Here is an 11,716-nt window from a genome sequence, read left to right on the forward strand (position 1 = left end):
GGCGCATCGTCAGTGTCCCGTTAAGCTGGTCGTGGCGGCTCAGCGATGCGACTCCAGGTCAGCGCACCAACTATGAGATTATCGGCGATGGCCAGGGTGTGCATTGGCCGGACGTTGATGAGGACCTTAGCGTCGACGGTATGTTTCACGGTATTCCAGCGTACCGGCTGAAGAGCTGACGGAGAAGGTGCTTGGGCGGGGTGGTCTCGGTGTCGCGGACCGCAGGCCACCCCAGTATTGCTGTTGGCGGCGGCGTCTTCGACAAGTCCTGTGGCTCGCCGACTCCCTTCGTGGCTTCCGTTGAGCTTAGCGGGCGCCGAGCGCCTGGCCGGCTCCGACGATAGAGAGGGATGACAGTCATTGATTGGGATGAAGGCCGTAATCAGTGACATAACTCAAGAGAACGCCACTTGTCCCTTTCCTGATCTGGTCTTTCATGATTCCCTCGGCGCGAAAACCATACGATTCAAAGAACGCCAGCGTGCCGCGTTCTGTTTCCGAGACGATGAGGCTTACCTTCCAGAAACCGCGCCGCATGGCTTCGGTGAGGACGTATTCCAGAAGCTGGCGACCTATTCCTTTCCGTTGATGCTCGGCAGTAACGACGATCTGATCGATCCAGCCCCCTCCCGGCCAGGCGCGCAGGTTGCAATAGCCGGCTACTTCTCTTTGCGCTTCTGCGACGCCAACAAACACCTTTCCGGTTTCACAACCGGCGAGTAGAGCTTGAGCGTTCGACAACCAATCAAAGGGATACATGTCCTTGAACGCCTGTTGCGCCAACTCGGCGATTGGCTGCAGATCGGACGGTTGCATTCCGCGTAGCGTGACATTCATGGTCGGGTGTCCTCATAACCGGTGATTCTCACAGTGGTGATCGGAACATGGGCCACTGCTTGAAAGTGTGGGGCGTATTGGCCTCCGAACGTGACAGGTCGGCCACGGGGCCGAGCGCCGTACCCTGAACCGGCCTTGGGCCGTTTTCCGCTGTATTCGGGCCTCGAAACGCTCTACTGCGCTGGATACTTCTCCTCGAACTCTTCCCTTGTCATGCCGAACAGGATCTCATCGAAGTACCGCCCGGCGGTGTAGATCATCCTCCTTCTCCGACCTTCTTCCTTGCATCCGAATCTGATGAGCGCCTTGATCTGAGCTGCATTCGTGTCGATACAGGAAACGTTGTACTTCTGGTATCGCAACTCGTTGAAGGCATATCGGAGGACGATCTCCTTTGCTTCCGCGGCATAGCCATTTCCTCGATACGCCCTGTAGATTCTCTCACCGACACCGAAGGTTCCGTTCTTCGGGTCCATGGTGTGAATGTTGATACCACCGACCACTTCACCATCCAGTGTCTCAATCGTGAACATGATCCGCTCGTCCGTGCCTTTGAAGTTGGCGAAGCGAGCCGCGAACTCATCGGCCGCTGGTGGTGATTTTGGCAGCTCGACGCCGTAGGCCAGGTGGCGAATGCCCTCGGTGTCCGTGTCCTCGGCAAGCCACACTTCCAGATCCTCGCGCGTCATGGCACGCAGCCGTATCCTCGGGCCTTGCCAGTAATACTTGTCACCAGCCGAGTTGCTCATTATCGGTCCTCGATCGTCGGCAAGACAACTTGCCCCGCGATTCTAGCCCACCTACTGGGTCAGCTGTTGCCCGCTGGTGTTGCCCGCGGGCCTGCGTGGTCGAGTCGAGCTCGGCCATCAGCGGCTGATTCTAGCCCACATATTGGGTCAATCGTTGCCCCGGACCCTCTCTAGCGCGCAGTAACGAATGTCGGCGACAAAAAGCCTCCAGTCACGCGACACGGACGGCCTCTTGAAGCACTTGGGGTGCAACTTCATCGCGCAACGCGCGGCGCGTCACGAGATCTACGCGTACGCCCAAGAGGTCTTCCAGGAAGAACTTCAGGCCCATGTACCTGTCGAACGTGGCAGGCCCGTCGAAGTCGACAAGGATGTCGATGTCGCTAGAGCGCAGTGATTTCGTCACGAGCGGTCGAGCCGAACACACGCAGCTCGCGTACGCCGAAGCGCTGCATTTCGGCAGTCTTCTGTCGCAGCACTGCGCTCGCCTTGTCGCGTTTCATGATGCCAGCGTAGCAGAGGCGTGTATGGCCTGATCGAAAATGCGATGGTTTGCCGACAGCCCGCCTGGATTCCCAAGGTTAGCGGTGGGCCAAGGCCGGACGAGCCGGCACGAAGAGATTTGAATCGTAGCGAACGTATTTGGTGCGTCTGATGCCGAACTCCTGGCTTGGGCACAAGCTCGAGTACGTGGATGTCGACGCTGGCCTTCGCACACCATCAAGCCCCATCCTTCCCGCATCGACGTTAGGTGCGATCTGCAGGGCCGCCGTCGCCAGGCGCGAGTCCAGCAAAGCCGAGAGCTTGGACGGATACTCGAGCTGCACCTGCAAAACCCGGCTCAGGCGGACCCCAGCAACCGTTAATGTATAGCGCCCTTGCCATGGGCCTGAGAGATTACCCGGGTAATAGTACCCTAGCGGCTCTAACCAGGATTTCATAGACTGCACATCAAACGTTCAACAGGCCTGCACTTTCCGCTGCAGGATTCAGTCTTTGGCAATGACGGTTTGGGAGCTGAGTATCAATGAGTTGCGCGCAATCCCTTCTGCGGCTGCTGCCCACCCGCCGTCGATGGAGCTTGGCCAACCGTGGCCATGCCACTTTTCACGCCATAGAGATCTTCAGGCATTTCGATGGGTTGCGCCGTGTTGAAGGCCGTCATTGAGAACCTAAAGCGCCAGAATGACGTCACGCGAGTTCCGCGGTCGGGTCCGCAGAATTGGCCGAATCGCATTGGGAGGCGGAGATTGCTCGGGCACCAGGATGGAAGTGAACAAAAATGATGAAGGCGACACGAAAGTCAGCGTTTCTGCCGGCTGGGCTCCTGCCGCTCGCGCTCGTGTTGGCGCTATATGCCGATGCGCAGACGGCGCTTGGCCATGTGCAGGTGAAGGGTCCTCCTGGGATTGACGTGTTCCTGAATGGCGAGCACTACGGCGTCACAAGCAGCGAACAGGGCGGGCTTTTCATCCTTAGCGTGGCGCCGGGTGAGCATCTACTGATATTTGTGAAGGAGGGCTATTTCCCGGTTGAAGCCAGTATCGAAGTGCTCCCCGGCCGGGTTGCGGTGCACGAGGTTACAGCGTTACGGGCTGAACCAAGGGTTGATGAGGCCGGAGACCCAACGTTCAGCGAGCTTCCCCCAAAACTCGGAACCATGGTAATTCAGTGCCTACCGGTTGACTGCAGAATCGAAATCGCTGGGGTGGTGCAGCGCGACAAGAGTCGGGACTTGCTGACCGTGCACGACGTTGCCCAAGGAGAATACGAGATTCGTGTTGAGGCGCTGCAGGCGAGTTGGAACAGCGAAATCGGCCTCTGCGCCGATGACACGGTCGAGATCTTTGCGAACTTCGCTCACGTCGACCCGCTTGTCACCACCTCCGGCTCATCCTGGCCCGCATGCATTGAGGATGAGGATTAATCGTGGCAGTTCCAGCCACGCAACTCAGACTGGTCGCACTTGTCGGCGCAGTCATGCTGGCATTCGGTTCCGCATACGGGCAGCCGATTGCCGAATCAAGCGTGACTGGCAGCCTGGTCATTGCCTGTCGGACCGTAAATTGCGAGGTCGCCATCCCAGCGCTGCAGCTGTCGGGTCTGACCGTCGCCGCTTCACGGCATCTTGCGATCGATGGGGTCAGAGAAGGGGTATATGAGATTCGCTTGGCCGCCGATGGGCAAGAAGTCCAGGAATGGCTCCACGTGTGCGAAGGCACTGTGACCGTCGATGTCGACCTCAGCCAAAGGCCTCCAGACCTGAAGATCAGCGAGTCCGAATGCCGTCCCGTCGGTCATCTCGAAATTGACGCCACTGTCGACGTTGCCGGCGTCAAACTCAACAAAGAGGGTGTCGGAACCTGGGACCTATCAGCCGAATCTACCCAATGGATCGATGTGGTTGCCGGCACTTACCATGTCGAGGTTCATGCCGAAGGATTTGAGCCTCACCAGCAGGCCGTCGAAGTTGTCGAAGGCGATGTGGCCCGGATTGAAGCCCACTTGCGGCCTCTCCCCGGTGAGATCACGCTTGTCATCGCACCCGGGGATGCGACGGTTTCTGTCGAAGATAATGCTGTTGAACAGAAGCTACTCACTCGAGACGATACTCGGCAGAGCATAAAACTGCAGGTTCCGCCGGGGCGCCGCGTAATCTCAATAGAGTCGCCCAATCATCGGAGCGAGACACTCCAAGTTGACGTTCGTCCGGGTCAACGAATAGAAAAAGAGCTCGCTCTTGAGCCCATGCCGGCAAGCTTGACCCTGGCGGGCCTGCCTGAGCAATCACGAATTGCCCTTGACGGCGAGCCTATTCTGCGACCATCATGGCCGGTCGCACTTGACCCGGGAGCGTATGTGATCCAAGTTGAGGCGCGCGGATATCAGCCCTTGCACAAGGAGATAACACTGGAGCCAGGCGAGAATGCGGTAAAGCATATTGAACTCTCACCGGCACCCGTTCGGTTGATCGTGCGTGGATTTCCACTTGGAGCTACCGTGAGTGTGGATGGTTCCGAACCGGAACGCCTGCTGGGATCCGTTTACGTTCCTTCAGGCGAATCGGAGTTAACCATATTCGCAGACGGTTACGTGCCGGCGAGCTATTCGCTATCGCTCGAGCCTGGCAGAACGGAAACCCTGCAGGTCAGCCTCACGAGAACGGCGCTCATGACCTTCGCGGTTACCCCCGAGCACGCCAGCGTGCTGATTGGCGGCAATGAGCGGATCTCGATAGAAGAGGACAATGAGATTGCTCCCGGGACCTATGACGTTTTGATCCAGGCCGAGGGTCACCACTCTGTATCGCGCACTGTGACGCTGCTGGAAAGCGAAGAGAAGTTGATTGAAGCGGACCTCTCGCCATTACCCGCCAACGTAGTGTTTGACGGTTTGCCTGTAGGCGCCACAGTACGCGTCAACGATGATGCGCCGAAAGCCATTGAAGAGGTCATGCGGTTCGACCCTGGCGAGTATCGGCTGTGGTTCGAGGCCGCTGATCACAGTCCCATGCCGCTCGAGTTGAATCTCAAACCAGGCGAGACTCGAGTCGTCCGCGTCGACATGGTGCTTGAGCCGGCCACGTTGGTTCTTGAGGGGGCTCCCGCCGGCACGTTGATACGGATAGGGGAGTCCTCGGTTCAAAGCTATCGTGGCCCGCTCGAGGTGGAACCAGGGCAGCACAAACTCTGGGTGGCAGCTGACGGCTATCGTCGCAGATCATTTGAGGTGGCCATCGAGCCAGGTGAGGTCAAAACTCTCGACGCTCAGCTTACGCCTCGGCCTGCAGAGCTGATGCTTGCCGGGTTGCCGGCCGACGCAACTGTCAGGATTGACGACGGTCCTGAAGTGGAACTGGACAAACCCCTTGTACTCGAACCTGGGACCTACCGGTTACGTGTCACGGCAGTTGACCATGAAGCACGTCAACTTGTCGTCACCCTGGAGCCTGGTGAGCACCGAGTGATGGACTTTGAGCTCGAACCAGATCAATAGCATCCACGGTGGCGATCGGGCAGGGCCAGTGCAACAGTTTCGTTCATCGCTTTACGAAGGAGGAAGGCATTGAGAAATCACGTCACATCCGCCAAGTTCAGTGGGCAGGCATCAAAGCATAGACTCTGCGCCATGCGAACTGCCCCCCTCACACTGCTGGTAGGCCTATTAGGATTGGTCTGGTCGCAGGACGCTCTCGAGTTTGGCGTGGCCTCGGAACTCGAGTGCTGGGAGATCGACGCGCAGGTTGATTGGCTAGCAGATTACGACGGTCCGCATTCGGCATGGATACCGGACCTTAGCGAGGAGTGGGCGCAATTGCAGGCTCGCTACGATGCAGCTCAGTTGGTCCCGGTGCCCTACGAGGGCAGAGACCTATCTCAGTTGCCAAGAGAGCAGATCACGGGCTTAAGGGAAGAATACACCACGAGAGAGGTCACGGAGCCCGCCCCCGATTACCTCAGGGGCGCCCTGAACCTTGGTGCAGCTGCGCTGTTTGGGTACCTGACATACGAAGCGGTTACTAGCGACGAGGTCGGCACTGAAACGACCGTTCTCATGGGTGTACTGAGCGCGGCCGGTGCCGTCGGTGCCTACGGAGCCCTGACGCGCACGGAAACAAGAGAAGTGCGAATCGAGAATCAGGGAGCCATTGCTCACAACCAGCGAATTCGCGAACGCGTGGCGCAGAGAAATCGGGAAATCGAACAAGAAAACCGACAACGGCGAGCACAACTAGCAGAACGCCAGCGGGCGAAGGAGCACAACGAATCGGTCAAGACGGAGCGCGCCGAAGTTCGAGACCTCATGAGCACTCTTGAGGATGCAGGGCAGGAAATTGTCGATGAATACAAGCTCGAACTTCAGCAAGCCGGCTCTCGCTGCCTTGGTCGCTTGGCCTATCACAGGGCCCTCGCGCGGATGAGAGAAATGAAGGGCGAAATCTCCCTCATCGTTACCCCTCTGAATCGCGCTGGGGAGGTAGTGGCTGACGGTCGGGAGCGGGCAAGAATCAGCTTTGGGGTGGGCCACGTAGTCGTTTCAGAGGATCTCGGACTCGTCGCTGAAGAGCGTTCGCCCGAGATCAGTGTTGTCACGGTGACCGACCCCGAAGCGCTACCGCGAGTCGATGCAGCGAAGCTGCCCGCATCCATCATCAACTTGGCCGTAGAGCTGGAAGAGACTCTCGAGATGCCTGACACCGCAGTGATCCAAGCGACGCTGGTGGCTGAGCATGAGGGTGCAGAAGTGGAACTCGAAGTGTCGGATCGGCTTTACATAATCGAGGATTGAACTGTCGAGGACGCTTCGGCATTCGGTATTAGCATTGGCGGCCGCGTGAGAAGCTCATGCCCCCCAAGCTTGACAGCCAGCATTGGAGGAAAGCTGTGATTAACACCGTGCTTCGTTCGTCGTTGATCTGTATGGCGACGCTCCTTTTGGTCGCTTGTCCGCGGCAGTCCGTTGTTGTAACCATTAGTCCCACTAGTGTTCCCCTTGCTCCGGGTGAGCAACAAGAGTTCATCGCCACTGTAGCGGGCACAGAAGATCCGCGAGTCACGTGGGAAGCTACGGGCGGTCACATCGAAGAAATCAGCGACACGGTGAACTTCACAGCGAAGGCCGAAGCCGTCGTGTTTACAGCGCCGGAAGAAGCTGGTGAATACACTCTCTCTGCCACGAGCCGGAAGGACCCCAGTCGGTCGGCGACTGCTACGATTACTGTGGAGGATGGAATCGGCACGGGGGCCGGGCGGTTTGCATTGCGATATGACGGTCTGCCTCAGGATACCGTCAGCATGCTGACGGTACGGTCGCTCGAAGTTGATGGCGACTTTCGTCGTGTTGAGTTAACGGGTCCAGCAGGAGAAGTCCTAATCGAACTTCCGGCCGGTGAGCACGAAGCTCGTGTTCAAAATGTGGTCGGCATGGCCGGAGACAACGGGGCACGCAATTACTACACCGTCGAGGGATCGTCAAACCTCGTGTTCCGCCTAGACGTTGATGAAACGGTAGAGCGGAGCGTCTCGTTCTCGAGCATTGGTGAGGTGGCCGAGAGCGTTAAGGTGTTGTCTGGTGGCGATCTCGACGACTTGATAGCAATCGACGCGGCTGGCCTGAGATTTTCTGAGAGACCGGCGGTGCTTGAGGACTTAGAAAAAGGTGATGTGCTGTACCTAAGGTTGCCTCAACGCACCGATCTCGATTCGCTTTTTGCAGCAAACGCGGCTTCGCCGCAGCGCTGGTTGAACTGGGGGGACGTGCGCCAGTCCTGGGACGACTTTGGGGCGATGGCCGCCGAGATCCCGCATGTCGTCCTCGATATGGTTGAGGACTCGACCGGTCTTACTATTCATACAGCGCCAGCCAACTTGGTAAGTCTCCTAACTCGCATCGAGCTGAGTGAAAAGGTGAAGCTAGACGAGTTACCGCTTATGATCCCCTCTGGATCTGCAGTACCATTTGATGGTGCATTGAGCGGCGGAATCGTGTTACGCGATGTAGTTGCACACGTTGAATTTCGCGCTAGACGTGTCATTACGCCGCCCCGCAACTATTGGAACCTTGACGATGCACACGGCCCGCTTGCGATTCCGGACGCGACCTGCTATTTGCAGTCCATTGGCATGCCCCCGGGCACGGGCTGGGTGTATGTTGCTTTGGCTCCGTGCCCGGCCTGGTTGGTTGTCGAGGAACTATTGATCGATGTGCAAGTGGGAGAGTTTGACCTAGGGGTTTCGATCAACGTGCCAACAGATGATCTGAAGCTTGTCTTGACCTCGCTGCCGATATTGCACAAGGGCACTTTCGCACTTGTGTTCAACCTTGACGCAGATCTCATCGCGAAGATTCCAGCAGTTTCATTGAGCGCACGGCAGCCGCTGTCGTTCCGGTCGCACTACGTCAACACTGGTGCGGGTGGGAAGTTTGAAGAGCAGGAAGGGAGTCAGATCGACATTACCCCATCATTCGGTGATCGTGATGGAAACTTATCTAAGACAGTGTCGGGGCTGCTTTCACCTGCTTTAGCGATAACTGACCCAACCATGATCTCGCAGCTTTTTGGCCGGATTGGAGCCGGCGTTTCGGTGGCGATGTCTGCGGGCGATCCCTTGCAGACCAGGGATGTCTGGCCGTTCACGGTGAGCGGGATCGTCGAAATGAGTGCGGGTAAACGCTTCGTTTGGCGCAGCACCCAGAGAAATGTTTTTGTACCGGCTCCCTGGAGGCTTTTTGACATACCGTTGCTGGGCGACGGCAAGCTCCATTTCGAAGGGCTCGGCAAACTGCCTGCGGATGAACGCATCTACTATCGGGAACTGGGGAGCGACCAGAGGCACTTGGTAACCACTCCTTTCGTCTTGGTTTCGCCCCATGAGGAGCACGAAGTTTGGGTTGAAGCTGCTGCAGCGAGCCAAACAAGGCTAACTCCAAGTCCAGACTCTTGTGACATCGTGGGTGAGGCCGCGGACGGTACATCAGCACGCCTTGGTCCACAGGGCATACAGAAGATCTGCGAGATCTCGCTTGCCATTTCACCTCCCGAATTGTCCGTGTCGCCAGCAAGCATTAGCGGCACTGCGCCAGAACAAGGCAGCGTCCTCCAGCAGCTTAACCTGACAAACAGTGGCGGTGCTCCCCTCTTGGTCAGCGAAATCAGCACAGATGCCGACTGGTTGGACATCGTTCCTCCAGGCCCCGATAGCATTGCTCCCAATCAGACGGTCGTTGTCAACGTCACCCTAGACGCGTCCGCGCTCGCGGCCGCGTCCTACGAAGCAACAATCCTGCTCACCTGGGCCCCATCGAATGCCTCCTCAGCAAGTGAGACCATCGCCATTCCGGTCAGCTTTCTCGTGATCTCAGCAGGGGAGCACCACCGGCTGTTTGGCCAAGTAACCGACGAAGCTGGTATACCCATCAGTGACGTGGTCGTCAGTTTGGAAGTCGGCGGGATCCCATTTGCCGCGACGACGGATGATGCCGGAAGGTACGATTTCACGTTCTATAAAGGCGGTTTAAGCGGGGCAGATGCCAGGTTTGCGAAGACTGGTTACACAAGCGTCATCAAGCCAGTCGATTTCACATTTGGTGCCCAAACAGAGCTAGATGCAGTTCTCGTCCCAATCAGCGCTGATGAAATTCTCTTCTACGAAGGATTTGAGACCTGTGCCGCGGAGTGGCTAATCGACAACAGCGCAGGTGGACTCTGGAACTGCCGTGACTATAGTGCGATTCAGAACCAGGCATACGTTGAGGGGTACTCCAATCTCATTGCAGGCGATAATACGGACGGTTTTGTTCCCTACCCATATGCCGGTTCGCATTCCTTCTGGTACGGGGACCCGACGACAGGAAATTTCATAGGAGAGCAGCATTCGGACGATACACAAAACACAGGAGGTACTTCGGTTGGGCCAAATCGGGGACAGTTAATCTCACCCACCATCGACTTGAGCACTGTTAGTGAGGCGCGCCTTGAAGGCATGACGTGGTATGAGGTCGAATCGGTTGACATTGCTCAGCAACAGTATGATCAGATGCAGATCCGCGTTTACACCGGTGATCCAACCAACGACGGCGTTTGGCAATTCACGAGGTGGTTGAATCCTCCGTTCGAGCCGCCTCTACAGCAACCGGACTTGCCCTATACCTCTGGAGGCAATAACCGGCCTGCAATCTGGGTGCCGTTTGCCCTCGATCTCACTGCTGTTGCCGGTCATCCCGACGTACACGTCGTGTTTCACTTTGAAACCGTGGATCACCTTTATAACGGCTTCCGCGGCTGGCTTCTCGATGAAATCTATGTATTGAGCGGCGCCGGCCCACAATCGCAGGTCTGGAACTATGGTATCGACTCCTTGCCTCAGAACCAAAAACGGTAGCCGAGCGGTATGCTCGCAACTCGACGCCTAGGCCTCGCGGGCATCTCCTGCGCAGGCTCCGCTTCAACGGAGTCCCCTCCCGATGTCGTCTCCGAAGTGCATCGAGTGCTCTCGCAGTTGAAAGCAGGGCCGAGCAGAGTGAACGTAGTTCCTGCGGTTAGATGTCGCCGCCAGGCCAGCAGCGGCCACTCCTCACCAACCTGGCGATTCGGGGTCCACACCACAGGTTTTGCCGGCAACGTGATCAGCGAGTGCACCAGCCGCACGAATCAGCAGGAGGAGTTCCCATTTCAGGTCGCTGGCGAGCAAACGGCTGCCCTTATGAGAGCTACCGATGCGGGAGGCAGGATAACGGATGCAACCGGAGACAAACTCGTCGAAGAGCAAGCAGGCGGCTCCAGCAAGGGGGTTGGTTCGCTATCTGTTGCCGCCGCAGGCTTGCACGCCCTTGTCCTCAGCGACAACTGTACTGTGCCCGCTTGGCGCCGGACCTTTATTCGGCGGCTCGGCACCGCTCGCCCAACTGCTCGCCGTACCCCGCTGAAGGTGCCCGACCCATCGGCAGTAACCGTCTTAGTCGGATGCTGGCACGCTTTCGCCACACGAGACAACGGCACCGCGTATGCGTGGGGATGCACCTCGTCAGGCGAAATCGGCGACGGCACTACCACCGATAGCCAGACTCCGGCACCAGTGCGACATTACTGGCGTGAGGATGCTGCGAAGCGGTGTGGGGCACTGAAATGGGCGTTGTGAGAAGCAGGTGCGACCGCAAAGCGGGACCCCTGCTGAGGCCCCGCATAGCGCCACAGGGAGTTCGCCTTGCAGCAGTCCTCGCCCTCCTCGGCCTCCTTCTCGCATGCAACGATCCCACGCCGCCTCCAGCCCTGGAGGTTGCCTTCTTCTCCTTTTCGGTTGACGGCGCGACCGTGTCGTTTGCCGATGCGTCGGTACCGGAGCCGACCGCCTGGCAGTGGGATTTCGCGGGCTTGGGCACGTCGAGCGAGCAAAACCCTTCGTTTGACTTTGTGGGCGAGGGGCAATACCCGGTGACGCTCACGGTGGAATTTCCTTCCGGAAACGAAGAGTCGGTGGAGCGGACGGTCGAAATCACGGAGGACGCCGATGACCCAGGGGACGCCATCTCCGTAACCGTCACTCCTACCACGGCAATGCTGGCGCCCGGCGGCACTCAGGAGTTTCAGGCTAACGTCCACGGCACAACGAACACTGCCGTTACCTGGTCGA

The 11,716-nt window shown here is 58.0% G+C and carries 10 protein-coding genes; 6 read left to right on the plus strand and 4 right to left on the minus strand.

Going from position 1 to position 11,716, the window contains the following annotated elements; genetic code table 11:
• Window positions 1–5: 5 nt before the first annotated feature.
• Window positions 6–179 carry a DUF2442 domain-containing protein gene (locus QZT63_RS20050; protein WP_366636448.1) on the plus strand — a complete coding sequence of 58 codons (174 nt, stop codon included), beginning with the start codon at window positions 6–8 and terminating at the stop codon, window positions 177–179.
• A 178-nt stretch (window positions 180–357) separates the two neighbouring features.
• Here the strand turns inward: QZT63_RS20050 and QZT63_RS08405 are convergent, their stop codons facing one another.
• From QZT63_RS08405 to QZT63_RS08415, 3 genes are all read right to left on the minus strand, one after another.
• A complete protein-coding gene (locus QZT63_RS08405; protein ID WP_290650262.1) occupies window positions 358–837 on the minus strand; it encodes a GNAT family N-acetyltransferase in 480 nt (159 codons plus the stop codon).
• A gap of 173 nt (window positions 838–1,010) precedes the next feature.
• Window positions 1,011–1,586 carry a GNAT family protein gene (locus tag QZT63_RS08410; RefSeq protein ID WP_290650264.1) on the minus strand — a complete coding sequence of 192 codons (576 nt, stop codon included), beginning with the start codon at window positions 1,584–1,586 and terminating at the stop codon, window positions 1,011–1,013.
• A gap of 211 nt (window positions 1,587–1,797) precedes the next feature.
• Entirely contained in the window at window positions 1,798–1,992 is a 195-nt protein-coding gene (locus QZT63_RS08415) for a nucleotidyltransferase domain-containing protein (protein WP_366636442.1), read from the minus strand.
• A gap of 876 nt (window positions 1,993–2,868) precedes the next feature.
• Between QZT63_RS08415 and QZT63_RS08420 the strand changes: the two genes are divergently transcribed.
• The 4 genes from QZT63_RS08420 to QZT63_RS08435 all read left to right on the plus strand — a co-directional run bounded on the left by QZT63_RS08420 (window position 2,869) and on the right by QZT63_RS08435 (window position 10,468).
• On the plus strand, window positions 2,869–3,513 hold the full coding sequence (locus QZT63_RS08420) for a hypothetical protein (RefSeq protein WP_290650266.1): 645 nt from the start codon (window positions 2,869–2,871) through the stop codon (window positions 3,511–3,513).
• Window positions 3,514–3,515: 2 nt separating this feature from the next.
• A complete protein-coding gene (locus QZT63_RS08425) occupies window positions 3,516–5,582 on the plus strand; it encodes a PEGA domain-containing protein (RefSeq protein WP_290650268.1) in 2,067 nt (688 codons plus the stop codon).
• 69 nt (window positions 5,583–5,651) lie between these two features.
• Window positions 5,652–6,875: a hypothetical protein gene (locus tag QZT63_RS08430; RefSeq protein WP_290650270.1), complete on the plus strand. Its 1,224-nt coding sequence runs from the start codon at window positions 5,652–5,654 to the stop codon at window positions 6,873–6,875.
• A gap of 95 nt (window positions 6,876–6,970) precedes the next feature.
• Window positions 6,971–10,468 carry a hypothetical protein gene (locus QZT63_RS08435; RefSeq protein WP_290650272.1) on the plus strand — a complete coding sequence of 1,166 codons (3,498 nt, stop codon included), beginning with the start codon at window positions 6,971–6,973 and terminating at the stop codon, window positions 10,466–10,468.
• Between the two features lie 192 nt (window positions 10,469–10,660).
• On the opposite strand, the gene QZT63_RS08440 is transcribed toward QZT63_RS08435, so the two are convergent.
• A complete protein-coding gene (locus QZT63_RS08440) occupies window positions 10,661–10,855 on the minus strand; it encodes a hypothetical protein (protein WP_290650274.1) in 195 nt (64 codons plus the stop codon).
• A gap of 356 nt (window positions 10,856–11,211) precedes the next feature.
• Between QZT63_RS08440 and QZT63_RS08445 the strand changes: the two genes are divergently transcribed.
• Window positions 11,212–11,716 (plus strand): PKD domain-containing protein (locus QZT63_RS08445; protein ID WP_290650276.1); only part of this gene is annotated, 505 nt, incomplete at its 3' end.

It is taken from the genome of Aquisalimonas sp., assembly GCF_007120195.1.
In the GTDB taxonomy this organism is placed as follows: Bacteria; Pseudomonadota; Gammaproteobacteria; order Nitrococcales; family Aquisalimonadaceae; genus Aquisalimonas.